This is a genomic window from Pradoshia eiseniae, assembly GCF_002946355.1.
GTDB lineage: Bacteria > Bacillota > Bacilli > Bacillales > Pradoshiaceae > Pradoshia > Pradoshia eiseniae.
The window spans coordinates 16276-42010 of sequence record NZ_PKOZ01000008.1; the positions used below are offsets into that span (position 1 = coordinate 16276).

A 25735-nucleotide genomic window follows, 5' to 3' on the forward strand; every position below is an offset into this window, starting at 1 on the left:
GAATACCATGGATTATTTAGGGCGAGAATGGGAGATTACCCCTGCCGGAGGGGCGACAGGTGAAGCATTCATTGCCAGGCATGATGGGCAAAAGCTGTTTTTGAAGAGGAATTCTTCTCCTTTTTTGGCTGTGCTATCTGCCGAGGGGATTGTGCCAAAGCTCATCTGGACAAAAAGAATGGAGAATGGTGATGTGATCACAGCTCAGGAATGGATGAATGGAAGGGAATTGTCTCCTGCAGAAATGTGTGAGGAATCCGTTGCAGAATTGCTGCAGAAAATCCACCAATCTACTCCTTTGTTAAACATGCTCCGACGCCTGGGAAAAACAGCCCAAACGCCTATTCAAATCCTGGCTTCCGTGAAGAATTCCCTTGATGGAGAGCTTCGGGAAGACAAAGCCATAAAGGAAACAATACAATTCCTTGAGCAAAAGGTTAATGATGTGAATTGCGATCATTATGTCGTATGCCATGGAGATATTAATCATAATAATTTGCTTTTAAGTGATTCAGGAAATCTTTATCTCATTGACTGGGATGAAGCAATCATAGCTGATCCTGCTATGGATATCAGCATGCTTTTATATTCATACGTAGAGAAAGACCAATGGGAGGAATGGCTAGCCAAATATGGCATGAGCCTGACACAAGAGCTGAGTTTAAGGATGAAATGGTTTGTCCTCGCCCAAACGATTCAAACAACTGTATTGCACAAAAAGAAAAACCGGCTCAATGACATGAACCGGTGCATTGAATATTTAACCTTTGCTCAGGAATATTGAGTGATATCCTCAACCCACCCGGCAAGCTTCTGTTGATGAGACTCAATGTGATTTTCTAGATTGGCGGCATGGATGCCGCTTTGGCTGTATTGATAGATCTCTTGCAGCACAGACATGGTTTCTTCAGCAACTTCAGGCTGTCTCATAAGAGACATCACTGTCCGCTCCAGTTGTTCACATTCAGATTGAGAACCGCAGCAATCCTCCTGGTGATTATTCAAGATATCTTTAAGAAGCATCCAGCTATGATTTTGTGACAGTGGCATAGTATCCCATTCCTTTCCCTTATTGAATATCTATAGCTTGTGAAACTTAAGAACCGATTATTCATGATAAATCCGGCCTGTAAGCCGGTTTTTTGTTTTGTTCTGAGGGCAATTTAGACATATAGCCCCTAGTGAAAAGAAGCTAGCATGGAATTTCTATTCAGGATGTGCTACTCTTTTTACGTAAATTCAGCGGAGGTGCACGATTTTGAGACAAAGATACAAACCATGGGCAAAGGAGAAACTCCAAAATAACCCATATTTCTGCATACAAGAACCAGCAAAGCATAAAGGCGCTTGGTCTGAAGTGTTTGGGAATGATAACCCAATCCATATTGAGGTTGGAACAGGGAAAGGCCAATTCATCAACGGGATGGCCCAGCAAAACCCTGATATCAACTATATTGGCATAGAGCTGGCAGACCGTGTCATCGTAACAGCACTTGACCGACTGCTTGAATCCAATCTGCCGAACGTAAAACTGCTCAATGTGAATGCGATGGAGCTTCCGGATATTTTTGCCGAGGGCGAAGTTTCGCGGGTTTATTTAAACTTCTCTGACCCATGGCCAAAAACACGTCATGAGAAGAGAAGACTTACGTATAAAACTTTTCTTGACTTATATAAAGGAATTTTGCCGGAACATGGAGAAATTCATTTTAAGACAGATAACCGCGGGTTGTTCGAATATTCCCTTGTGAGCTTCTCACACTATGGGATGAAATTAAATTATGTCAGCCTTGATCTTCATAATAGTGACTTTGAAGGTAATGTCATGACGGAATATGAGCAAAAGTTCTCCGCAAAAGGCAATCCGATCTATCGCTGTGAGGCAGCCTTTTAATATCTGTCCTTCATACTATGATGAGCAATCCATGATAAAGGAGAGAAACCATTGGAGAATTTGCAGTTCGGGAAGTTTGCATTGACATGGCTTAATGGCGGAGATACACATATGGATGGAGGGGCCATGTTCGGAGTTGTGCCGAAACCTTTATGGTCCAAAAAGTATCCTGTCAATGAAAGAAACCAAATCGAATTGAGAACTGATCCCATATTGGTTCAGACAGAGGGCAAGAATTATCTGATTGATTCCGGAATTGGCAAAGGAAAATTGACGGAAAAGCAGCTCCGCAATTATGGCGTGAGTGTAGAATCGGAGCTTGATGAGGGTTTAGCTAGCCTAGGTCTGACGGTTGAAGATATTGATGGTGTCCTTATGACTCATCTTCATTTCGACCATGCCTGTGGCTTGACTGGCTATCAAGATGGTGAGCTGAAAAGCGTATTTCCCAATGCGGTCATTTATACATCCCAGGTTGAATGGGATGAGATGAGAAATCCGAATATACGTTCAAGAAACACGTATTGGGAAGAGAATTGGAAGCCGATTGAAGACCAGGTCAAAACCTTCGAGGAGGAACTGGTTATCACTGATGGCCTCAAAATGATTCACACCGGCGGTCACAGTGACGGTCATAGCATCATCATCATGGAGCAAGAAGGGGAGATGCTCCTTCATATGGCTGACTTGATGCCAACCGTTGCCCACCAGAATACGCTTTGGGTGCTGGCATATGATGATTACCCGATTGATTCGATTGCTGCGAAGGAAAAATGGGTGAAGCATGGTATCAAGAGCGGTGCCTGGTTCACTTTTTATCATGATTACGCCCATCGTGCAGTCAAATGGGACGATGGCGGCAAGGAAATTATTGAGAAGATAGAGCGAGATAGAGCATAAAGATGAAAGTCCTGCATAAGACCTCTAACGGCTTGTGCAGGACTTTTGTTGCGGAATAGATGGTAAATAGGCATGAGAAGGAATGAAGAGGTATAAACTATGTTTGCTTAAAACTTGGATTAGGGTCTTACTGCCATTAGCTTTTTAAGGGGCCAGAAAACAAAGATTATGAACGAGAAAAAAACCAGTCCCGGTATGGAACTGGCTGCTAGCGATAGAATGTTATTTGGTTTCAGCCTGCTTGGTAAATGTCTAGGATAGTGCCGGTATTGGCGTCTGCGATGAATTCGAATTGGGAGGATTCATGTCCATCAACTTTTGTTAAACCGCCTTTGTATACATCGTAATCAAGATAGTTTCTCGTATATTTCTCTGGTTTCATCATAATCCAGGAACCGCGGATATTGGTTCCTTCATCCCCAAGTGTGGTTTTAATGGTTGTTAGAACCTTCTCAGGAGATACCATGCCCTTCTTGTTAGACAGCTCCTTGACTACATAGCCAGCGGCAAAACCTGCTGCCGCGCCTGTGATAAATGTTTTCCAGTTCATTTTTATTCCTCCAATCACAATGGTTCGTTCATAGCTCTGTTATTCTATTCCCATCCATTATACAGATTAAGCGTATGTGAAGCTATTTTTTCAATATCTTCCAGATTGATAAGTTATCCGCTCAGCATGTACAATATGGATGAGTGAAAAAAATGGTAAAGGGGAACAGACGCATGAAGCAATCAACATTGGAATTATTTAAGACCCTGACCGAGCTGCCGGGAGCACCGGGATATGAACATGAAGTACGGGCTTTCATGAAGAAGCAAATGTCGAAATATACCGACGAGTTTGTGCAGGATGGACTCGGAAGCTTATTTGGTGTCAAAAGAGGCGATGAGGAAGGCCCGAAAATAATGGTCGCAGGCCATATGGATGAGGTTGGATTTATGGTGACCTCGATTACTTCTGAGGGATTGTTGCGCTTTCAGACACTTGGGGGCTGGTGGAGCCAAGTTTTGCTGGCTCAGCGCGTGCGAGTTTATACGGATAAGGGCCCGATAGTCGGGGTTGTCAGCTCCATCCCTCCTCATTTATTGAGTGAGGCCCAGCGGACGAAGCCGATGGACATTGCGAATATGCTCATTGATGTTGGGGCAGATGACAAGGATGACGCGATTGCGATGGGCATTAAACCAGGTCAGCAAATTGTGCCCCATACAGAATTCACCCCAATGGCAAACGAGAAAAAAATCCTGGCGAAAGCCTGGGATAATCGCTACGGCTGCGGTTTGGCGATTGAGCTTTTAGAGGAGCTTCAAGGTGAAAAGCTGCCGAATATCCTTTATTCCGGCGCTACTGTCATGGAAGAGGTTGGTTTGAGAGGAGCAGGGACAGCGGCAACTATGATTGATCCTGACTTGTTCTTCGCGTGTGACGCTAGCCCAGCAAATGATATGTCCGGGAGCAAGGATGTATTCGGCTACTTGGGCAAGGGGCCTTTGCTTCGTATTTATGACCGTACAACGGTTATGCATAAAGGTATGAGAGAGTTTATTCTTGATACGGCTGAATCTAATCATATTCCTTATCAGTACTTCGTGGCTCCAAACGGGGGAACCGATGCTGGCAAGGTCCATGTGACAAACCGCGGGATTCCAAGTGCGGTGATTGGTGTCTGCTCCCGTTATATCCATACTTCTGCATCCATTTTGCATGTGGATGATTATGCAGCAGCGAAAGAACTGCTTGTAAAGCTAGTAAAAGCTTGTGATAAGACAACGGTGGAAACAATCAAGCAAAATGGATAGCAATGACATGGAGGCAGCTGAAGCTGCCTTCTTTTTCAGAAAGGAAGTAAAGCAGGAATGTTGAAGATAGCCATTGGAACAAAGAACCCAGCAAAGGTTAAGGCTGCAAATCTGGCCACGAAGGAGTTAGGCGGGGAGTTACTTTCGGTTAATGTGCCCTCAGGAGTATCAGAGCAGCCTTTTTCAGATGAAGAAACGATGGATGGTGCCCTGAATCGCGCAAGAAACGCCTTAAAGGAAACCGGTGCTGATCTTGGCATAGGACTAGAGGGCGGGGTCGTTAGAACGCCTTATGGGCTATTTATTTGCAATTGGGGAGCGCTTGTTACAAAAGCAGGGGAATCCTTCATAGCCGGAGGAGCGAGAATAAAGCTGCCAGAAGAAGTGGCCCAAGAGCTCTTCGGCGGCCGTGAGCTTGGACCGGTCATGGATGAATATACGAAGAAGCAAGATATCCGAAAGTCCGAGGGGGCTGTTGGCATATTCTCGAACGGGCGTATTACAAGAGACAGGATGTTTGAGCATGTTATGGAGCTGTTAATTGGCCAGTATGAATATAGCAAGAGAGCTTAATATTTTTCCTCTCTAGAGGAGTTCATGATGTCCTCGTGTTTATCGGCCTTTTTTCGCAGAACCATCAGGATGAACTTGAATAATAGTTGAATCAATGATTTTTTCATACAGGAACCTCGGAATGGACCGCTTTATTAGCGGTCTTTTATATTAATAATACTTGTTTCATAGGAAAGATGAAATCGAATGCTGCAATTATTTGCTGACAGGTGTCTTGACAGCTGACTAGACAAATAGTATTCTTTCAAATTAGATGGTCAGAAAAAACAGAAAATGGGTTTGGGGGAAGAGTAATGGAAATGGCCTTTGAGCAAAAAAAGAAGGCAATGCCTAATAAGCTGCTAGGCGTTGCAGGTCTTGCCTGGCTTTTTGACGCGATGGATGTGGGAATCCTCTCCTTTGTTATCGCCGCCCTGCAAGAGGATTGGGGATTGACATCCCAGCAGATGGGGTGGATTGGCAGTGTCAATTCCATCGGCATGGCTGTTGGAGCACTTGTATTTGGATTATTGGCGGACCGAATCGGCAGGAAGAATGTGCTGATTATCACGTTAGTCTTATTTTCAGTTGCCAGCGGCTTTTCAGCATTGACAACGAGCCTAGCTGTCTTTCTTTTCTTTCGCTTTTTGATTGGGATGGGTCTCGGCGGAGAGCTGCCGGTGGCATCAACACTTGTATCTGAGAGTGTGCCGGAGGATAAGCGCGGACGGGTTGTCGTCCTGCTAGAAAGCTTTTGGGCTGGGGGATGGCTTGTCGCTGCGCTGATCTCCTATTTCATCATCCCGCTTTATGGCTGGCGTGTGGCCTTATTGATTAGTGCGCTTCCGGCATTTTATGCGATTTATCTACGGATTCATCTTCCGGATTCATCCAGGTTTGCGAACGTAAAAAAGGAACAGAGACTGTCTGTCCCGGCTTCGCTTGCCATGCTATGGAAGAAGGAATATGCAAAGCGCACTTTCATGATGTGGGTTCTTTGGTTCAGTGTCGTATTCTCCTATTATGGAATGTTCCTATGGCTTCCAAGTGTTATGGTACTGAAGGGATTCACATTAATTCAAAGCTTCCAGTATGTCTTGATTATGACCCTGGCCCAATTACCCGGCTATTTTACGGCAGCCTGGTTTATTGAGAAGTTTGGCCGCAAGTTTGTCCTTGTCACGTATTTATTCGGAACAGCCGTAAGTGCGTACTTCTTTGGCAATGCCGAAACCCTCGGCGCATTGATGACAGCAGGCTGTTTCCTTTCATTCTTTAATCTAGGTGCATGGGGTGCTTTATATGCCTATTCTCCAGAGCAATATCCAACTGTTATCAGAGGCACAGGAACAGGCATGGCAGCCTCTGTTGGCCGAGTAGGAGGGATATTAGGACCCCTCCTTGTTGGCAGCCTGCTGAATAGTGGAACATCGATTGAAACCATTTTCTTGATTTTTGGTGTTTCTATCCTCATTGGGATGCTTGCTGTTCTCTTCTTAGGAAAAGAAACAAAAAATGCAGCCTTGGATTAGCCAATCCGCTTTATTTTGGGTATAGTATTTATACAATACTGACCAATGAAGTGGAGGAACGATGATGAATAAGCTAGAAAGCATGGAGCAATATGAGGAATTAAAGGGAAACAGCAAGGTTATCTTTCTGTTTTCTGCTGATTGGTGTCCAGATTGCCGGTTTATTGACCCGTTTATCGATGACGTGGCTGCAGCATATCCGGAATTCACCTTTGTCTATGTCGATCGCGATAAGTTCCTGGATTTGTGCATCCAATTGGATGTATTTGGAATCCCTAGCTTTGTAGCTTTTGAACAAGGGCGTGAGTTAGGAAGATTCGTCAATAAGGATCGCAAGACACGGGAGCAAATTGAGGAATTCATTGCTTCATTGTGAAAATTAGACTCCCCGCCGGGGGTCTTTTTTTATTTTATTTAGGAGTAATGATGATATACTAACCGTTGATTGCACTCCAAAGGCGGCCGACTCCTGCGAGAACCCGCCAAGCAGGGTAAAACAAGCTCCAAGGCATAAGCTTTGACTGCAACAAAGATTCACACATCAGTTTAGCAAAACCTTTTTTGATAGATTTCTAAAAATGGGTAATCCCTAGAAAAGAATGCAGACAATTTGGCATGAAGTCCAAGTAAAATGGGCAAAAGTACGCTATAGTAATCTATAAGGAGGAATCATGATGAAAATGACGACAACGAAGATGAAAAACATACTGATGGAAAGACTCTCTAAAGGTTCAAGGACCTTTTCATATAATCGAGACCAGGAAGAATTAAGGATAGAAGATAAGGAAACGAAAAAGGGCATAACGGTGGCTTTGTCCCCGTTATTGGCTAAATATGATCAATCAGGTGAAAAAGCGATAGAAGAGCTCCTTTATTATGTGGAGGAATCCTTAAATGTGATGGGCAAGGAACAGGCACTAGAAGGAAACGAAAAGAAAATCTACCCAGTCATTCGCTCGGCCTCTTTCCCTAAAGAAGCAAAAGAAGGCGTTCCGTTCGTCATAGATGAACATACAGCAGAAACAGTCATTTATTATGCGGTCGACTTAGGAAATACGTATCGGATGATTGACCAGGAATTGATGGACAAAGAGGGCTGGGATAAAGAGACCATCCGCTCGATGGCCATGTTTAATGTCCGCTCACTGCCAGTTAAAGCGAAGAAGGACACAGTCAGGGGGAATGATTTTTATTTCATCAACCATAATGATGGATATGACGCATCCCGAATACTGATAGATTCTGAGTTGAAGAAATTTAAAGACGGCATGAAGGGGTCCATGGCAGTAGCTGTCCCTCATCAAGATGTGCTTATTATTGCGGATATTCAAAATAACGCCGGTTACGATATATTGGCTCAGATGAATATGCATTTCTTTACGAATGGCAATGTACCTATTACAGCCTTGCCGTTTTTATACGAGGATGGGGAATTGGAACCAATCTTTATCCTTGCGAAAAATAGACCAATGGAAGACAGCTAACCGTATAGGAAAATGATACTAATTCATAAGAAAACCCCTTAATAACATGAATTTTTTGATAAAATAAAGACTTATCATGAATAAAGAAAGTGTGAGGAAAGGTATGAGCTTTTTCAAAAAGATTGTTGATTGGTTTCATGATGATGTGGAAGACGAAGTTGAAGTCTATGACCAAGAGCCAAAACCTCAAAAGCCAAAGGATAATCGAAGCAAGCCGCAGGCTGAGAAAGAGACTGGAATAGAAACGAAAATTCAATATAAATATCCAAAAGATAATTTTAAATTTCCATTGATATCGGATGAGGAAATCAAGCGTTTGAATGAGCGGAAGAAAATGCAGAAGGCCGGGAGCAGAGAAGCATATAGCGAGTATAGCGAGTGGACGCCTGTTGCTCCTTCCTTAGAGAAAAGGCCGCTCCCAAAAGCGGAGAAACCCGTCGCGAAGGCGGCAAGGCAAAAGAATGTCCCGTCAACGATCCAGCCAAACAATACGCCATTCAGGAGAACGGAAATCCCGTCCCCTATATATGGGTTCCAAAATAGGGCGGCTGGGACGAAAAGACAAAAAACAGTTGAATATGAGTTGTCTACACAGCCTACGCTGGATTCTGTATTAGCCTTGATGAAAGGAAAGGGTCCGAATAAAGCCATCATGGAGAAAGAAGCAGCCGAGGCGCATCATACATATGAGAATGATGGTGCATTTAATGAGCAAAATCAGGAATGGAAGGAAGAGCGTCTTGCGACCAAAGAAGAGAGGTCGCTGATTCAGCAGGCCAATATGCCTGCCTATCCGGATATGCCAATAGCAGACATCCAGCAAGAAGAGCAGGATATACCTGCAAAGAGTGTTGCGTTCCATCCCGCTGTGGAGAATCATGATATCCATGAATCCTTTAAAGATGAGGCTGTTTTTGAACTAGAAGAAACAGCCCAAACTGATAATACTCAATTCCAGTTGGCAGAGGAAAATGATGCTGTCAAGTTCGTTAAAGAAGAAGAGGAACAGCCTCTTGAAGCGTTTAGGGAAGAGGCAATGCATATACCTGTGGAGACCAAGGCAATAAATACAGAAGAGACAAAAATGCCGGAAGAAAAGGTGGCTTTATCTGCAGAATGGAATGATTCTGAGTTATTGGTTGAGAGTTCAAGCGCAGAAGTGCAGGAGCTGCCGCCTTTAATGAGGATAGATGAAAGCAATGAGTCAGAACTAGAGCCAAATGATTTAGCAGTGAATGAGGCGATTTTTGTTGATGAGCCTGATACAGAAGAGAAAAAGGAAAACATCTTATCTGATATAGCTCAAGATGCTGCGGAGACAGTAAAAGAAATCCAGCTTGAGGATAGTGTGATAGAGGCTGTTGAGGCGCCCGTACAAGAGGAGGCTAATGGATTTGGCCAAGCGGAGGAGCAATCGTCTGTTGAGCCATCCCGAGAACCAAAGCTTGAAGTTATCACTAACCGGGTTGAGGAAGATGATGAGCGCAAAGCAGAACGTGCGAGAAGGATTCAGGAGCGAAGAAAGCATATTCCTTTTAATGTTTTAATGCTCAAGCAGGACAAGGCAAGGCTTACAACAGGCCAAGCAGGTGAAAAACCGAAACAAGCACAGCAGGAGCCGGCCGTCCTTGCGGATAAAAAAAAACTGATTGATTCCGATTACTATAACTATCCGGATATCTCTATCCTAAAGCCTAAAATGGCTGCTCAAGAAGATTCTGATTGGCTAGCTGAGCAAGCGGAGCTGCTTGATCAGACGCTAGAACAATTTAATGTGAAGGCAAAAGTGTTTGCCTACTACCAGGGACCTTCTGTTACAAGATTCGAGGTACAGCCTGAACCTGGAGTTAAGGTGAGCAAAATCACGAATTTGAGTGATGATTTGAAGCTTTCACTCGCTGCAAAAGACATTCGAATTGAGGCGCCAATCCCAGGCAAGCGCATGATTGGCATTGAAATTCCGAATTTGCGCACACGCCCCGTCTATTTACGTGAAGTATTAGAGGAGAATGTTTTCGTTCAATCGGAATCTCCGCTCACGACAGCGGTTGGGCTTGATATTTCAGGCAATCCAATCGTGACGGATTTGAAGAAAATGCCGCATGGACTAGTAGCCGGTTCTACAGGTTCTGGCAAGAGTGTATTCATCAACTCCATTCTTGTTAGCTTACTTTACAAAACTAATCCAAGTGATGTCCGCTTGCTGTTGATTGACCCGAAAATGGTCGAGCTAGCACCATATAATCATATCCCTCATTTGGCTGCGCCTGTGATTACGGACGTGAAGGCGGCAACGGCTGCCTTAAAATGGGCGGTTGAGGAGATGGACCGGCGTTATGAGCTTTTTGCTCACTCCGGGTCTCGTGACATCGTTCGCTATAATCAAAAGGCAACCGAGTCAGGACAGCTTGAACATAAGCTTCCTTACTTGGTCATCATTATTGATGAACTAGCAGATTTGATGATGATGTCCCCAGCCGATGTAGAGGAGGCGATTTGCCGAATTGCCCAAAAAGCAAGGGCATGCGGCATTCACTTGCTCGTGGCTACACAGCGTCCATCAGTCGATGTCATTACTGGTCTAATCAAAGCCAATATTCCTACGAGAATTGCTTTCTCTGTCTCCTCACAAGTGGATTCAAGGACGATCTTGGACCAAGGTGGAGCGGAGAAGCTGCTTGGACGAGGTGATATGCTCTTCTTGGAGAATGGCACATCCAAAGCCGTTCGTTTGCAAGGTACCTTTGTAACCGATGATGAAATTGAGAAGGTCGTAGAGCATGTTAAGGAACAGGCAAAACCGCATTACTTATTTGAGCCAGCAGACTTAGTTAAGCATGCCGATGTGCAGGAGGAGAAGGATGAGCTCTATTTTGAGGTTTGTGAATTTGCCGTAGAAATGGGCGGTGCTTCTATATCTAGTATTCAGCGCCGTTTCCGAATCGGCTATAATCGTGCCGCAAGACTAATCGATATCATGGAAAGAAAAGGTGTTCTTTCTGAGGCAAGGGGAAGCAAGCCTCGAGAGGTGCTTATTTCAGAGGCAGATTTGGAAGCCATCCAGGATTCTCACTTATCATATTAACGGTTTAATTTAATCTTTGGGATTCCTTTCGATAGAAGGAATCCCAAAAGGTTTTTCAAAAAATAAAGAAGATGAGCAATAAAGACATAGATATGTCATCTCTTTGGATAGAATAAAGGGTATAAAGTAAAAATGTTCCTCTAAAAAGAAGGAACGAAAGAAAAAGTGTACTAAATCATCTAATAGGTTTATAATCATACGAGTTGTGGTTATTATTCTATGTTGATTTATTATGTGTTTTCGTATATCCATTTTATAATAAGAGATCGAACAGAAAATTAGCAAAAAAATGAAACCGTCATATACTGTTATACAGGATAGACGTTTGTTGGAGGTTCATTCTATGACAGTTTATCACTTCGTAGGGATAAAAGGATCGGGGATGAGTGCACTCGCCCAAATCCTGCATGATATGGGATACCAGGTACAAGGATCCGATTATGAAAAACGTTTTTTCACTCAGGTTGCTTTAGAAAAAGCAGGCATTAAAATCCTGCCATTTAACAAAGAAAATATTCAGCCAGGCATGACCGTTATTGCGGGAAATGCTTTTCCAGACAGTCATGATGAGATCATGAGAGCCCTTGAATTAGGACTGCCGGTTATTCGTTACCCTAGATTCCTTGGAGATTTTATTAAAAAGTTCGTCAGCGTTGCGATTACGGGAGCGCATGGCAAAACATCCACGACTGGCTTGATGGCTCATGTTATCAGCGGTGCCGAGCCAACATCCTATTTGATTGGAGATGGGACCGGGAAGGGTCAGGTCGACTCAAAGTACTTTGTCTTTGAAGCCTGTGAATACCGCCGTCATTTCTTGTCCTATCAGCCGGATTATGCCATCATGACGAATATTGATTTTGACCACCCTGATTATTTCGCTAATCTTGAGGATGTATTCTCTGCTTTCCAAGAAATGGCCCTTCAAGTTGAAAAGGGAATCATTGCTTGCGGAGATGATGAACAGCTCCAAAAAGTTCAGGCGAAAGTTCCGGTCATTTTTTACGGCCTCAATGAGGAGAACGATTTCCAAGCGAAGAATATCGTTACATCCGAGTTGGGCACGACGTTTGATGTGCATGTGCGCAATAATTATTATGAAACATTTACCATCCCGATGTTTGGCCGTCATACAGTCTTAAATGCGCTGGCTGTAATCGCGCTTTGCCATTATGAAGGGATTGATGTGGAGGTTATCAAGGAACGTCTCTTGACATTTAATGGTGTTAAAAGAAGGTTCTCTGAGAAAAAGGTCGATAACCAAATCTTAATTGATGATTATGCCCATCATCCAACCGAGATTCGTGCAACGATTGATTCTGCGCGCCAGAAGTATCCTGGGCGTGAGGTTGTGGCAGTATTCCAGCCGCATACGTTTTCAAGAACGCAAAAGTTTTTGGATGACTTTGCTGAGGTGCTTGCGGAGGCGGATAAGGTTTACTTATGTGAGATATTTGGCTCTGCGCGTGAACTGAATGGCAAGCTTTCTGTCAAAGACCTGTGCGAGAAGATTGAAGGAGCAGAAATCATTCAAGAGGATGATCCTTCTGTATTAAAAAATCATTCCGATGGCGTCTTGCTGTTCATGGGAGCAGGAGACATTCAAAAGGTTCAGGCCGCCTATGAGAATCTAATCACAAATTAGTCAGTAAGACCCTCCAGAATTTTTCTGGAGGGTCTTCAATTTATCTTGACAGTGTTACGGCCTGAAGATGGCCGTCCGTGCGGTTGTGCCGTGTCCTACAGCTGCCAATGCCTTTATTTTAGATTTTCAGGGTTTAAGGCCAAGAGATCAGGATGCACGAAGATGCCATCCTTACGGATTAATTGGTCATCGAAATAAATTTCGCCGCCTCCATAATCCTTACGTTGGATGTTGACGAGATCCCAATGAATGCTAGATTGGTTTCCGTTATAGGCTTCTTCGTAGCATTGGCCAGGTGTGAAGTGGAAGCTGCCATCAATTTTTTCATCGAAGAGAATATCCTGCATTGGCTCTGTAATGAACGGGTTGACGCCAATCGCAAATTCTCCCACATACCTAGCTCCTTCATCTGTATCAAAGATTTGATTAATGCGATCAGTATCATTCGCTTCCGCTTTGACAATCTTGCCATTTTCAAATGTGAGTCGCACATTTTCGAAGGTAAAGCCTTGATAAGGAGAAGGCGTATTATAGGTAATAGTCCCGTTAACGGAGTCCCGTATTGGTGCTGTATAAACCTCCCCGTCAGGAATGTTTCTTAAGCCTGCACATTTAACGGCAGGGATATCCTTGATTGAGAAGGTGAGATCAGTGCCAGGTCCCGTAAGACGAACCTTATCCGTTTGATTCATTAGCCCTACGAGGCCATCCATCGCCTCTGCCATTTTTCCATAGTCCAAATTACATACATTGAAATAGAAATCCTCAAAGGCCTCCGTACTCATTTTGGCAAGCTGCGCCATTGAATTGGTCGGGTATCTCAGCACAACCCATTTCGTCTTTGGCACGCGGATGCCGAGGTGGACGTCTTGAGTAATAGACTTACTGAAAATTTTCATCTTTTCAGATGGTACATCAGAAAGTTCTGAAATATTATCGCCTGCGCGAAGGCCTATGTATGCATCCATCTCCTTCATAACGGCTGCTTCGAATTGTGCTACCGTCTTGTATTGCTCCTCAGATGCTCCGAGAAGAAGTTCTCTTTCAATGGAAGGGTCTTTCGTTGATACGAATGGATATCCTCCAGCCTTATACGTTTCTTGCACCAATGCCTTCACGAGGTCAGGCTGAATGCCTATATTCTCAATCAAGATTTTTTCGCCTTTTTGCAAATCCACTGAATAATTAATTAAGTTGTAGGCTAATTGCTGTATTCTTGGGTCTCTCAAGATTGTTCTGTCTCCTTTCAAATTCCATTTAGTATCATTGTACCGCAGTTTATCCTATTTATTAATATGTAAAGCCTCATTGCCTTTACATATAAAAATCCTTTATAGTTTAAATAAGACAGTAAGGGGTAAGAAATTAAGTATATTTTAGAGATGGAGTGAATGTGGATGGAAATTATTTTGTATTTGAGCGTGGCGCTTATCGCTATTGCTTTTGTGGTTTTGGTTGTTTATCTGTCCAATACCTTAAAAGCCTTGCAGGAAACAATGGAAAGCGTCTCTGGAACATTGGAAGGTTTAGAAACGCAAATGCAGGGAATCACAACTGAGACAGCCCTCTTGCTACAAAAAACAAATGCGCTGGCTGAAGACCTTCAAGTAAAATCTGAAAGCCTGAATACGGTAGTTGAAGCGGTCAAAGGTGTAGGAGGTTCTATCCAAAAGGTAAACACTACAATTGACCAAGTAACTGATCGTGTCCAAATCGCAGCAAATGAGCATAACCCGAAAATTGCCCAGGCTGTCCAATGGGGCAATGTATGTATCGAGCTGTTCAATAGATGGAAGGCAAAAAAAGCAGAGAGAGAAGCTGTACAGCAGCAAGAAGAGCTTCAAGATGAATATCTGTCAGTACCAGCACCAGAAACCAGATATCAGCGTTCTCATTCATAAATTAAACTTTGGAAGGAGAAATGAAAAATGGGTAAAAGTGATCTAACAAACAACACTAAAAGAGATGAAAGCATGTCCTCAAGTAATTTTGTCTTAGGAGCAATTGTCGGAGGATTAGTAGGAGCAGCAACAGCTTTATTCCTCGCTCCTAAATCAGGAAAAGAGCTAAGGGTGGACCTGTCTGAACAAAGCAGCGCCTTAATGGAAAAAGGAACTGCCTTTAAACAAACAGCAACCGAGAAAGGCTCAGCATGGAAACAAACAGCCCAGGAGAAGGGAACTGAATGGATTTCTGTAGCGAAGGAGAAAAGTGCTCCGCTTACAGATGCTGTCAAAACAAAGCTTAGCAAGAAAAATAATGAGGATATGACTTCTGAAGAAACATCCTCACCGGAAATGACCACACCCGGAATGGCAACAACAAATGTCGTCGTAGATTCACCGGATGATGTATATGAAGGTACTGAGGCAATCAGTGATAAAGACCGTGCTGAAGAGGAAACATATGCTTCTAATCAGACAGGATTTACATCCACGGCGAGTGGAAATGCTTATTCCGGAACATCTGCAACAACTTCTAGGGATGTTAAATCCGTGAAAGTGGAAACCAATTCTTCAAAGGATAAAGATTCAAACAAGCAATAAGTCCTTTTTCAGCTGTATCTATATAACAGCCAGGATAGAACCTAGCGGAGGAGATTAAGGATGAACAAAGTATCCAATGAAAATGAATTGACGCCACTATTAGAGCAGGACCTATTCTTATTCATGAAGCACAGCCTGACTTGTCCAATCAGTTTGGCAGCTTTCGGTGAATATACGAAATTTACCGAGATTCATCAAGACATTCCATCTGCCTATCTGGCCGTACAGGATTCAAGACCTCTCTCCAACTATGTGGCAGAATTAACAGGCATTAAGCATGAATCTCCACAAGCTATCCTTTTTCATCAGGGAAAAGCGGTTTGGGATGCCTCTCATCAGCAAATCACTGTGGAAAAGATGGAGAATGCTGTGTTAAAATACTCTAAATAATGATAAGCCGGTATGAAATTTTTCATACCGGCTTTTATTTATCTGGGATTATCATTATTTCACTGCTTTAACGCTTAAAAGTGGTATAGGTTTTTTGCGTGACAATCAGTCTTTAATCCGTTATAATAGGTTTCAATTATACTGAAAATAGAATATTTTAGCATTAGCTCTATTGAATTTTTATTCGTTATTTCAGTCATGGTTAAGCCGCTTTGCAAAACAGAAAGGGATGATGGTACTTGAGTAATAAAGAAATGGATCAATTAAGGGAACAACTTGACAGTTTGAATTTGCAATTATTGAACCTTATTAATGAACGTGGAAGAATCGTACAGAAAATAGGAGAAGTGAAGGGCAAGCAAAGCCAGTATCGCTACGATCCAGTCAGGGAAAGAGAAATGCTCAATACACTCATCGAAAACAATGATGGACCCTTTGAAAGGTCGACCATTGAGCACATTTTCAAAGAAATCTTCAAAGCGAGCTTAGAATTGCAAGAGGATGATCATCGTAAAGCCTTACTGGTTTCACGGAAGAAGAAGCCTGAGGATACGGTCATTACCTTAAAAGGGCATCAAGTCGGAAGCGGCGAGCCGTCCTTTGTTTTCGGACCATGTGCAGTTGAATCATACGAGCAAGTAGCTACGGTCGCTAAGGCTATTAAAGATAAAGGATTTAAGCTTATGAGAGGCGGTGCTTATAAACCGCGTACATCTCCTTATGACTTCCAGGGTCTTGGAGAAGAGGGTCTAAAGATTTTGAAGCAAGTGGCAGATGAATATGATTTAGCTGTCATCAGTGAGATCGTTAATCCAGCTGATGTCGAAATGGCAGCCAAATATATCGATGTCATCCAAATCGGCGCACGTAATATGCAAAACTTTGAACTATTGAAAGCAGCTGGCGCGATTGATAAGCCTGTCCTCTTAAAGAGAGGGCTCGCAGCCACCATTGAAGAGTTCATCAATGCGGCCGAATACATTATGTCGCAGGGGAATGGCAATATCATCCTATGTGAGCGTGGCATCCGCACATATGAGAAAGCGACACGCAACACACTGGATATCTCTGCAGTGCCTATCCTGAAGAAGGAAACGCATTTGCCTGTCATGGTTGACGTCACGCATTCAACCGGAAGAAGAGATTTGTTGATTCCAACAGCGAAAGCAGCGCTAGCCATTGGTGCAGATGGCGTCATGGCAGAAGTCCATCCAGACCCGGCTGTAGCCTTATCTGATTCTGCTCAGCAAATGGATCTCAAACAATTTGATGAGTTTGTCAAGGAAGTTCAGCCATTCAGCCAACAATCAGGTATGAGAATATAGTATTCGAGAAAGGACTGCACATATGGGGCAGTCCTTTTTTCATTAGAAGAAATTATATATACAATATTTTTGTCGTAGGTATTTTGGTTTATTTGCAGGAAACGGCAGGTTAGAGTATCATAAAAATAATAATATACTATTAGATACTTTTTTCACTAATACTATTGTAAAAAGTTAATTGATGAATTGGGCGGTGTATAAAAATGAATATTACCATCTATGACGTTGCCCGTGAAGCGAATGTTTCCATGGCGACGGTTTCACGTGTTGTCAACGGGAATCCAAATGTGAAACCTGCGACACGTAAGAAAGTTAATGAAGTTATTGAAAGGCTCGGCTATCGCCCGAATGCGGTTGCAAGGGGATTGGCGAGCAAGAAAACCACCACTGTTGGGGTTATTATCCCGGATATTTCAAGCATCTTCTATGCGGAACTCGCAAGGGGAATTGAGGATATTGCAACGATGTATAAATATAATATTATCCTTAGCAACTCTGATGCCAATCATGACAAAGAGCTGCATTTAATCCAAACGATGCTTGGTAAACAAGTGGATGGTGTTGTCTTCATGAGCTCCAATATCACAGAGGAGCATATTGAAGAATTGAAAAAATCGCCTGTACCTGTTGTTTTGGCTGGCACAGTCGAAGATACGGAGCAAATTCCATCCGTTAACATCGATTACAAACAGGCTGTTATGGATGCGGTTGCATTCTTTGAGGGTAACGGACATAGTCGCATAGCCCTTGTGACGGGCCCTGCGACAGATGCTATTACAAGAAAGAACATCATGCCAGGCTACCGTGAATCCTTGGAGAAGGCTGGCCTTTCCTTCGAGGAAGACTATGTCATCGAAACTGATTTTTCCTATGACAGCGGAGTGGAAGCACTAAGCCAATTGGCAGATTTGGATAAGCGTCCAACAGCCATTTATGTAAGTTCTGATGAAGCGGCACTAGGAATTATTCATGCTGCCTATGACAGGGGCATCAAGATCCCTGAGGAGCTTGAGGTCATCAGCTCGGATAACACGCGGTTATCATTGATGGTGCGTCCTCGGTTATCAACAGTTGTGCAACCGCTCTATGATATTGGAGCGGTGTCCATGCGTTTATTGACGAAATTGATGAATAAAGAGGAAGTCGAAGAATCCTCCGTCATCCTTCCGCATCGTTTGGAGCTTAGAGGCTCCACTAGAAACTAAAAAAAGAGCTGAACCTTGTTTATGCAATAAACAGCAGGTTCAGCTTTTTCTTTTATCAGGATGGTCCATTGTTATTATTCATTCCTATCTAGCTATTCTTTGGTGGATGTTCGTTGAATGGGATAAAGCGCTTGCTCAAGCGTCTTTCGATTCTTCTCGGTTATCTCTGCCTTTCTAGGTATGGGCTTGTACAATCCTGGCGGGTCCTCCCATGTCGATGGCAGGGTTACGGGAGATTGAGGGGACCATTTATCGATCCATTCTTTTGGGAGGCTGCCTGATGGAGAGGGAAGATGAGCCATCTCCAGCCAAACTCTTGACCATGCCCGCGGCACGACACGCCAAATGTCATATCCGCCGCCTCCTACGGCAATCCAGCGCCCATGGCAATATTCATGTGCCAGCTGATGAGCAAGCTTGGGGATTTCCTCGTAGATGCGAATGGTAGCCGATAAGTGGGTTAACGGATCATAGTAATGGGCATCAGCACCGTTTTGCGTCAGAATAACATCTGGTTTAAAGTACTCAATTACCCTCCTGAAGGCTAGTTCATAGCTCTCGAGAAACGACTCATCCTCCGTAAATGCATCAAGCGGCACGTTATAGGAGAATCCATAGCCTTTGCCATTTCCGCGCTCATTGACATTGCCAGTCCCAGGGAAGAGGTATCTCCCTGTCTCGTGGATAGAGAGGGTGCACACATTTGGGTCATCATAGAATGTCCATTGTACTCCATCTCCATGATGGGCATCTGTATCCACATAGAGCACCCGCGCATGGTATTTCTCAGTCATATACTTAATGGCGACCGAGCTGTCGTTATAAATGCAAAATCCGGACGCCTTCCCCCTGAAGCCATGATGCAGACCTCCACCGAGATTGACTGCATGCCGTGCGCGGCCTTCCATCACCTCATCGACGGCAGTAAGCGTTCCTCCAACTAGCAGGGCGCTTGCTTCATGCATGTTGGGGAAAATGGGTGTATCCTCCGTACCGATGCCATAATTTAACCCGGTATCAGGATCTAGTTTGCCTGTGCCTGCCTGTTTGATTGCCTCAATATAATTTATATCATGGACAAGCCTCAATTCCTCATCAGTGGCCATTCTTGGCATAACGCAATCCTCGGGCTTCAGCGCTCCAATTTGTTCAAGGAGGTCAACGGTCAGCTGCAATCTACGCTGGTTAAAAGGGTGTGTCTCATTGAAGCGATAGCCTTGCATATCTGGTGAGTATACAAAGGAGCCCTCTTTCATGACTCCATCTCCGGTCCGGCAGGCCAAATGACCTCAAATCCCTCAGATGACAGGCTGTCGATAATCTTGGTCGGATTCATTGTTTGCACTCTAAGGACAAGAACCTTGACGGCTGGGTCATCTTTAAAAGGATAGATGAAAATACTGTTTACATTTGCATTCATTCTCTTAATGATGGCTGCTATTTCACTTAGTGTCCCAGGCCTGTTTCTTACTTTGATTTCAATTTGGGAACCGGGCTGATTAGCTCCGGTCAATTCCACATATGTATGGAGCAGGTCGGTTTCTGTAACAATTCCGATTAACCTCTGGTTGCTGACGACAGGCATGCAGGAAATTCTCCGGTCATAAAAGGTGTACGCAACCTCCTCGACGAAATCAAGGGGATGTGCAGTCAGAACCTCCTTGACCATAATCTCGCTGACGGGCTTTAATAAATCATCCTTATATTCATCAATACGGAAGATTGATGGAGTAGCTGAACGAATATCAACATCACATAATAAACCGACAAGATTCTGATTGTCATCGACGATTGGAATATGCCGGATTTTCTTCTCTTTAACGGTCTCTATGGCTTGTTCTATGGTTGCGTCCTGTGTGAGTGTTATAACATCTTTAATCATGATATCTTCAATTATCACAGTGCTTGCCTCCTCATTAAAGATGATGTCTAGTACATATAGCGGTTCATGAACCTCAATTGGTCAAACTTTTGAATGCTTTCAGTGCTTACATTCTTGCCGATCCGAGCCATTAAGCAGTTCGCTGGATGGGAGCAAATCTCAGGGTCGTCTGTTGCATACCATTCAAGTCCCCCTGCACTCATCATCCGCTCCATCATTTTGCGATAGTCCCAAACGTTCAGACCGCTGCCCTTTAAATCCCAATGCCAATAATACTCGGTTGTAATAATGATGTAGTTCTCCATGAAATCATCCAGCATGGCAACCTGAAGCAGGTTCTTGCCGACAGAAGCTCCGCGGTATTCTCTAATGACTTCAATTGCACCAAGTTCCAATAAATCTTCCATCTTGCCTTCAGACCATCTTTCAAGAGGGTCAGGATATAGATAAGTGACGTATCCGACGATGGTATCCTCTTCTCTTGCTATGATAATCCTGCCTTCTGGCAAGTCACTGATTTGAATTAATGCTTGATGCTGTTTCTCTGGTACACGGAAAGCGACAAGCCCCTCATGAAATTTAAGCTCTTTTAATGTATCTTTTGTAACGGGGCCTTCAATGGTGAGCGGCCCGCGGGGGGTCTCTAACATCCTCTTGTTATACATTTTTTTATGTTGCATTCATACACCACCTAGGTCACTTAATAACGTTATTATACAGTATTTCAAAGATTGCTCATGGATATGGATATGAACATTTTTCGTCGAAGGGACGTTTATGAAGGTACCTAGATGATATAAAGCGCTTTCATTTTATGGTTGAAGAAGGATTTAGCTGGAAATCAATCTATTCATAAAAATTGTAACATACTTACATAAGTTATCAAATATTTAAAAAATTGAGATAAAATGGGTTTTATACTATACTAGGAATATCTTTACATTTGATTGAGGGGGTATTGGTCTATGAAACTGGAAGCGCTTTCTGTCGAACAAGGTCAATTTAATTTAGCTAATTATGATGAAGCCTATCGCAGCTTTGATTGGAAGGAAGTTGAAAAGGAATTTTCCTGGCATGAAACTGGGAAGCTTAACGCTGCCTATGAAACAATCGATCGGCATGCAGAGACATTCCGGCGAAACAAGGTGGCACTTTATTATAAGGACCCTAATCGTTTCGAGAAGTATACATTCAGTGAAATGAAGGACCTATCTAATCAGGCTGGGAATGTCCTAAAGGAATTTGGAGATGTTTCAAAAGGTGATCGGGTGTTCGTTTTCATGCCTAGAACACCCGAATTATATTTTGTTGTGTTAGGAGCTATTAAGCTTGGTGCGATTATCGGACCACTTTTTGAAGCATTTATGGAAGGGGCCGTTAAGGACAGGCTTGCAGACAGTGAGGCGAGCGTTATTGTCACCACACCTGAGCTTGTTGGGAGGATTCCTGCTGATGAACTGCCTCATTTGAAGCATATTTTTGTTGTCGGAAGTGATGTTGAGGAAACTGGTAAAAACATTGATTTCCTGAGCAAATTCAAGGATGCATCGAAAGAGCTGGAAATTGAATGGGTGGACAGGGAAGATGGTCTGATTCTGCATTATACATCTGGATCTACTGGTAAACCCAAGGGCGTACTCCATGCGCACAATGCGATGATTCAGCATTTGCAGACAGGAAAATGGGTACTAGATTTGAAGGAAGAGGATGTCTATTGGTGTACAGCTGATCCAGGATGGGTGACAGGCACAGCCTATGGAATATTTGCACCATGGCTGGGTGGTGCTTCCTCGGTTGTCACAGGAGGCAGGTTCTCGCCTGAAGCGTGGTATAAAACCATTGAGGAATTCCATGTCAGCGTGTGGTACAGCGCTCCGACTGCCTTCCGCATGCTGATGGGAGCGGGAGATGAGATTGTCCGTAAATTTAATCTTTCAAGCCTCCGCCATGTCTTAAGTGTCGGAGAGCCGCTCAATCCTGAGGTTATTAAATGGGGACAAAAGGTATTCAGCAAACGTATCCATGATACTTGGTGGATGACAGAGACAGGTGCTCAGCTTATTTGTAATTACCCATGCATGGAAATTAAGCCTGGTTCTATGGGCAAACCGATACCGGGTGTAGTCGCTGCCATAGTTGACGACCAAGGTAATGAGCTTCCGCCATACCGAATGGGGAATCTTGCCATCAAAAAAGGCTGGCCGTCCATGATGCGCCAGATTTGGAATAACGAACAGAAGTATGAATCCTATTTTATGCCTTCAGGCTGGTATGTTTCTGGAGATTCTGCCTATATGGATGAAGATGGATACTTTTGGTTCCAAGGAAGAATTGATGATGTCATCATGACATCTGGTGAACGGGTTGGACCATTTGAAGTAGAGTCCAAGCTGGTAGAGCATCCAGCTGTTGCAGAAGCTGGAGTCATTGGCAAGCCTGATCCTGTCCGGGGAGAAATCATTAAGGCGTTTATCGCTTTACGTTCCGGATATGAGCCATCTGATGACCTGATTGAAGAGATTCGCCAGTTTGTAAAACAGGGCTTAGCGGCCCATGCTGCCCCGCGTGAGATTGAATTTAAAGAAAAGCTTCCTAAGACAAGAAGCGGTAAGATCATGCGCCGTGTCTTAAAGGCATGGGAGCTTGAACTACCGACGGGTGATTTATCCACTATGGAAGATTAATTGACAAGAAAAAACCGGCCTGTCCGCTTACAGGCCGGTTTTTTCTGTCTTATTCGTCATCAAGGTCAATCGTTCCGGTACGGGAGCTGATTGCCACTTCTTGAAGGAGATTGTCAGCTGTTTTTACTTCAATTTCATATTCATATTCTGAGTCGGTCGGGTTATCCTCTATGTCAATCTCTTTTGTTATTGTTAGAATTTCTCCATCCACATGAGATAATGCAATTTCTTTTGCCTGGCTTTCTGTGTAATTGTTATTTTGGCTGGCATAATAATAGCCTAAGCCGATATAGCCACCTACGGCTATAATGCCAAGCGCGATGATTGAGCTTGCCGCCATGATGATTACTTTCTTCCTGCTTTTTATCTTCTCCTGCATGCTTTTAATTACGTCCTTCATATCCTGTTACCTCCATATTAGTTACTGTTTTTGTATAAAAATGTTGCATCCTGCTGCTGTTTTTTCCTCCCTTTATCCGGGTAAAAAACTTCTTTAGGATAACGCATGAATGAAAATATTGAGTAGGTTCATCTGTATTTCCTCCTTCACTATCATCATAAACGGTAAAGATTAAAGGAAGATTAATAGCATAAAATAGCGTGTTATTTTGGATTATCATGAAGCATTCGGTTTTCATTTTACCTTAATGTAGCAATGATATGATGGAAGAAAGGTAATCGCATAAAAGGGGGTCTATCAATGAGGATTCTTATTGTAGAAGATGAACAGGACCTGCGACAAGTGCTGGTTAAAAGGCTGATCGCGGATCATTACAGCGTGGATGCTGTAGATAACGGGGCGGATGCTCTTTATTATATGAGCCTGGCCGATTATGATTGCGTCCTATTAGATATCATGATTCCAAACATCAATGGCTTAGAAGTCTTAAGAACCATTCGCTCTGAAGATAAGACGATTCCAGTGCTCTTGCTCACGGCTAGGGATGCCATTGAAGACAGGGTAATTGGACTGGATAGCGGGGCAGATGACTATTTAGTAAAGCCATTCGCCTTTGATGAACTTCTAGCGAGAATTCGGGTTCTGACAAGGAGACAATTCGGAAGTGTGTCCAATATCCTTCATATTGAGGATTTGATGGTCGATTGCAATGCTCGTACTGTCATGCGCGGTAATAAGGAAATAGAGCTGTCGAGCAAGGAGTTCGCCATTTTAGAATACTTAATTCGGAATAAAGGAATCGTCCTTTCGAGAGAGAAAATTGAACAGCATGTCTGGAATTACGATTATGAGGGCGGTTCCAATATTGTTGATGTGTATATCCGTTATTTACGAAAGAAAATCGATAGCGAGCATGAGTTGAAACTGATTCAGACCGTCCGTGGCTCCGGATATGTATTGCGAGGGAAATCATGAAGAAATTATCCATAAAGATGAAGATAACTATTTGGTACACAGGACTCATCCTCCTCATTATGGGGTTTGCGTTCACACTTATCTGGCTGTTTGCTGGACAGGCGGTCACATATCAAGCTGAGAAACAATTAAAAGAAGCTGTCAGTGACAGTCTTGATGGTATCGCCATCAAGGATGGCGGAGCAGTCATTGATCACGAATTTGAATACTATGATGATGGTGTTAGCATCCTTATATACAATGAAGATGGGGGCTTATTGGCAGGAAATCCGCCTGCCGGCTACCAGCAAGAAGAAGGATTTAAGCATGATCAAATCAAGCGGTCAGAATATAATCAAACTGAATGGCTGAGCTATGATTATCAGCTCATCGAGAATGGTCAGAGTATTTGGGTGCGCAGTATTATGGCAATAGATTCATTTGTGAAAACGATGAAGATTATCTTTCTCATCGTGCTCGTTGCATTTCCGCTTCTTCTTCTCTTAGCCGGATTTGGCGGCTATTGGATTACGAAGAAAGCTTTTCACCCTATAGAAGAGATGAACCGTGCTGTTTATGAAATCAGGGATGGGAAGGACTTGTCGAAGCGAATCCATTTATCTGGCACCAAGGATGAAATTCATGAACTTGCTGAAACCTTTAATGGCATGTTTGAAAGGCTAGAGACAGCTTTTGAGAATGAGAAGCGGTTCACCGCCGATGCGTCGCATGAACTGCGAACGCCAACATCTGTCATCATTTCACAAACGGAATATGCTCTTACCCAGCTCGATAATCAGGCTGAAATGAAGGAAGCGCTGCAGTCAATCCTAAGGCAGTCGACGAAAATGTCTGAATTAATCCACCAATTATTGCAGCTGGCAAGGAAGGACCAAGACAGCTCACCCATCATATATGAGACCTTTGATATAAGCGAACTCGCCGAAATGGTTGCTGATGAAATGAGAGAGAGTGGGGAGAAGAACGGCATTTCTGTCGTAGAGGATATCCAGTCTGGATTGATGATAGAGGCCGATCAAACCTTACTGATGCGCTTGCTTATGAATCTGGTGATGAACGGAATTACTTACAATCGGGAGAATGGATTTGTCAAAATCAAACTCTATGAAGAAGCTGATCGAATTATTGGGGAGATATCTGATAATGGAATCGGCATTGACAAGAAGGAGCAGGAGAAAATTTGGGAACGGTTCTACCGGGTTGATTCAGCAAGAACGAGCACGGTAAACGGGAATGCCGGACTTGGACTCTCGATGGCTAAGTGGATTGTAGAAATGCATCAGGGAACCATTACGGTTGACAGTCAACTTGGTGCGGGCAGTTTGTTTCGATTTAGCCTTCCAAAAAGGAGAAATATGTAATAGCACAGATGGATTGGCTCTCGCTCCGAAAGCATTAAATATCAGATAAATTGGAGACAGGCATATAATGTCTGT

General features: G+C 43.4%; 25 protein-coding genes. 18 read left to right on the forward strand and 7 right to left on the reverse strand.

Annotated elements, in window-relative coordinates; genetic code table 11:
- Positions 1 to 7: 7 nt before the first annotated feature.
- Positions 8 to 784 (forward strand): phosphotransferase family protein, encoded by a 777-nt coding sequence (locus tag CYL18_RS13070; protein WP_104850093.1) that lies wholly within the window; start codon positions 8 to 10, stop codon positions 782 to 784.
- Here the strand turns inward: CYL18_RS13070 and CYL18_RS13075 are convergent.
- Positions 772 to 1050, reverse strand: coding sequence for a YtzH-like family protein (locus CYL18_RS13075; protein WP_104849973.1), 279 nt, complete (start codon positions 1048 to 1050; stop codon positions 772 to 774). The genes CYL18_RS13070 and CYL18_RS13075 overlap by 13 nt on opposite strands.
- Before the next feature lie 208 nt (positions 1051 to 1258).
- Here CYL18_RS13075 and trmB point away from each other — a divergent pair, with 208 nt between their 5' ends.
- Both trmB and CYL18_RS13085 read left to right on the forward strand, forming a co-directional pair.
- A complete protein-coding gene (gene trmB / locus CYL18_RS13080; RefSeq protein ID WP_104849974.1) occupies positions 1259 to 1894 on the forward strand; it encodes a tRNA (guanosine(46)-N7)-methyltransferase TrmB in 636 nt (211 codons plus the stop codon).
- Between the two features lie 51 nt (positions 1895 to 1945).
- Positions 1946 to 2794: a YtnP family quorum-quenching lactonase gene (locus CYL18_RS13085; RefSeq protein ID WP_104849975.1), complete on the forward strand. Its 849-nt coding sequence runs from the start codon at positions 1946 to 1948 to the stop codon at positions 2792 to 2794.
- A 232-nt stretch (positions 2795 to 3026) separates the two neighbouring features.
- Here CYL18_RS13085 and CYL18_RS13090 read toward each other — a convergent pair whose 3' ends face one another.
- Entirely contained in the window at positions 3027 to 3344 is a 318-nt protein-coding gene (locus tag CYL18_RS13090) for a hypothetical protein (RefSeq protein WP_104849976.1), read from the reverse strand.
- 173 nt (positions 3345 to 3517) lie between these two features.
- Between CYL18_RS13090 and CYL18_RS13095 the strand changes: the two genes are divergently transcribed.
- The 7 genes from CYL18_RS13095 to murC all read left to right on the forward strand — a co-directional run bounded on the left by CYL18_RS13095 (position 3518) and on the right by murC (position 12892).
- Positions 3518 to 4594 (forward strand): M42 family metallopeptidase, encoded by a 1077-nt coding sequence (locus CYL18_RS13095; protein ID WP_104849977.1) that lies wholly within the window; start codon positions 3518 to 3520, stop codon positions 4592 to 4594.
- 60 nt (positions 4595 to 4654) lie between these two features.
- Entirely contained in the window at positions 4655 to 5167 is a 513-nt protein-coding gene (locus CYL18_RS13100) for a DUF84 family protein (RefSeq protein WP_104850094.1), read from the forward strand.
- Positions 5168 to 5460: 293 nt separating this feature from the next.
- A complete protein-coding gene (locus CYL18_RS13105; RefSeq protein WP_104849978.1) occupies positions 5461 to 6678 on the forward strand; it encodes an MFS transporter in 1218 nt (405 codons plus the stop codon).
- A 64-nt stretch (positions 6679 to 6742) separates the two neighbouring features.
- Complete coding sequence (locus CYL18_RS13110; protein ID WP_104849979.1) at positions 6743 to 7054, forward strand: thioredoxin family protein; 312 nt, start codon at positions 6743 to 6745, stop codon at positions 7052 to 7054.
- A gap of 298 nt (positions 7055 to 7352) precedes the next feature.
- Entirely contained in the window at positions 7353 to 8162 is an 810-nt protein-coding gene (locus tag CYL18_RS13115) for a DUF1444 domain-containing protein (RefSeq protein ID WP_104849980.1), read from the forward strand.
- A 103-nt stretch (positions 8163 to 8265) separates the two neighbouring features.
- Positions 8266 to 11247 (forward strand): DNA translocase FtsK, encoded by a 2982-nt coding sequence (locus CYL18_RS19670; RefSeq protein ID WP_330847596.1) that lies wholly within the window; start codon positions 8266 to 8268, stop codon positions 11245 to 11247.
- Positions 11248 to 11590: 343 nt separating this feature from the next.
- The gene (murC, locus tag CYL18_RS13125) at positions 11591 to 12892 is read left to right on the forward strand and encodes a UDP-N-acetylmuramate--L-alanine ligase (RefSeq protein WP_104849981.1); all 1302 of its coding nucleotides are present in this window, start codon (positions 11591 to 11593) and stop codon (positions 12890 to 12892) included.
- A 113-nt stretch (positions 12893 to 13005) separates the two neighbouring features.
- Here the strand turns inward: murC and CYL18_RS13130 are convergent, their stop codons facing one another.
- The gene (locus CYL18_RS13130; RefSeq protein ID WP_104849982.1) at positions 13006 to 14121 is read right to left on the reverse strand and encodes an aminopeptidase; all 1116 of its coding nucleotides are present in this window, start codon (positions 14119 to 14121) and stop codon (positions 13006 to 13008) included.
- A 168-nt stretch (positions 14122 to 14289) separates the two neighbouring features.
- Between CYL18_RS13130 and CYL18_RS13135 the strand changes: the two genes are divergently transcribed.
- The 5 genes from CYL18_RS13135 (at position 14290) to ccpA (ending at position 18358) form a co-directional block, all read left to right on the forward strand.
- A complete protein-coding gene (locus CYL18_RS13135) occupies positions 14290 to 14793 on the forward strand; it encodes a DUF948 domain-containing protein (protein WP_104849983.1) in 504 nt (167 codons plus the stop codon).
- Positions 14794 to 14820: 27 nt separating this feature from the next.
- Entirely contained in the window at positions 14821 to 15438 is a 618-nt protein-coding gene (locus tag CYL18_RS13140) for a YtxH domain-containing protein (protein WP_104849984.1), read from the forward strand.
- 60 nt (positions 15439 to 15498) lie between these two features.
- Entirely contained in the window at positions 15499 to 15828 is a 330-nt protein-coding gene (ytxJ, locus tag CYL18_RS13145) for a bacillithiol system redox-active protein YtxJ (RefSeq protein ID WP_104849985.1), read from the forward strand.
- Between the two features lie 239 nt (positions 15829 to 16067).
- A complete protein-coding gene (locus CYL18_RS13150) occupies positions 16068 to 17153 on the forward strand; it encodes a bifunctional 3-deoxy-7-phosphoheptulonate synthase/chorismate mutase (RefSeq protein WP_104849986.1) in 1086 nt (361 codons plus the stop codon).
- A gap of 203 nt (positions 17154 to 17356) precedes the next feature.
- Complete coding sequence (gene ccpA / locus CYL18_RS13155; protein ID WP_104849987.1) at positions 17357 to 18358, forward strand: catabolite control protein A; 1002 nt, start codon at positions 17357 to 17359, stop codon at positions 18356 to 18358.
- Between the two features lie 92 nt (positions 18359 to 18450).
- Here the strand turns inward: ccpA and CYL18_RS13160 are convergent, their stop codons facing one another.
- The 3 genes from CYL18_RS13160 to CYL18_RS13170 are packed head-to-tail and all read right to left on the reverse strand — an operon-like array spanning position 18451 to position 20920.
- A complete protein-coding gene (locus CYL18_RS13160) occupies positions 18451 to 19614 on the reverse strand; it encodes an acetoin utilization protein AcuC (RefSeq protein WP_104849988.1) in 1164 nt (387 codons plus the stop codon).
- Positions 19611 to 20258: an acetoin utilization AcuB family protein gene (locus CYL18_RS13165; protein ID WP_104849989.1), complete on the reverse strand. Its 648-nt coding sequence runs from the start codon at positions 20256 to 20258 to the stop codon at positions 19611 to 19613. Before CYL18_RS13165 ends, CYL18_RS13160 begins: the two co-directional genes overlap by 4 nt.
- Before the next feature lie 29 nt (positions 20259 to 20287).
- Positions 20288 to 20920, reverse strand: a complete 633-nt coding sequence (locus CYL18_RS13170) for a GNAT family N-acetyltransferase (protein ID WP_104849990.1) — start codon at positions 20918 to 20920, stop codon at positions 20288 to 20290.
- Between the two features lie 285 nt (positions 20921 to 21205).
- On the opposite strand from CYL18_RS13170, the gene acsA reads away from it, so the two are divergent.
- On the forward strand, positions 21206 to 22924 hold the full coding sequence (gene acsA / locus CYL18_RS13175; protein ID WP_104849991.1) for an acetate--CoA ligase: 1719 nt from the start codon (positions 21206 to 21208) through the stop codon (positions 22922 to 22924).
- Positions 22925 to 22973: 49 nt separating this feature from the next.
- Here acsA and CYL18_RS13180 read toward each other — a convergent pair whose 3' ends face one another.
- Entirely contained in the window at positions 22974 to 23324 is a 351-nt protein-coding gene (locus CYL18_RS13180) for a PepSY domain-containing protein (protein ID WP_236636465.1), read from the reverse strand.
- A 300-nt stretch (positions 23325 to 23624) separates the two neighbouring features.
- Between CYL18_RS13180 and CYL18_RS13185 the strand changes: the two genes are divergently transcribed.
- Together CYL18_RS13185 and CYL18_RS13190 are read left to right on the forward strand one after the other, a co-directional pair.
- Positions 23625 to 24299 carry a response regulator transcription factor gene (locus CYL18_RS13185; protein ID WP_104849992.1) on the forward strand — a complete coding sequence of 225 codons (675 nt, stop codon included), beginning with the start codon at positions 23625 to 23627 and terminating at the stop codon, positions 24297 to 24299.
- Entirely contained in the window at positions 24296 to 25660 is a 1365-nt protein-coding gene (locus CYL18_RS13190; protein ID WP_104849993.1) for a sensor histidine kinase, read from the forward strand. Before CYL18_RS13185 ends, CYL18_RS13190 begins: the two co-directional genes overlap by 4 nt.
- The last annotated feature ends 75 nt before the right edge of the window (positions 25661 to 25735 follow it).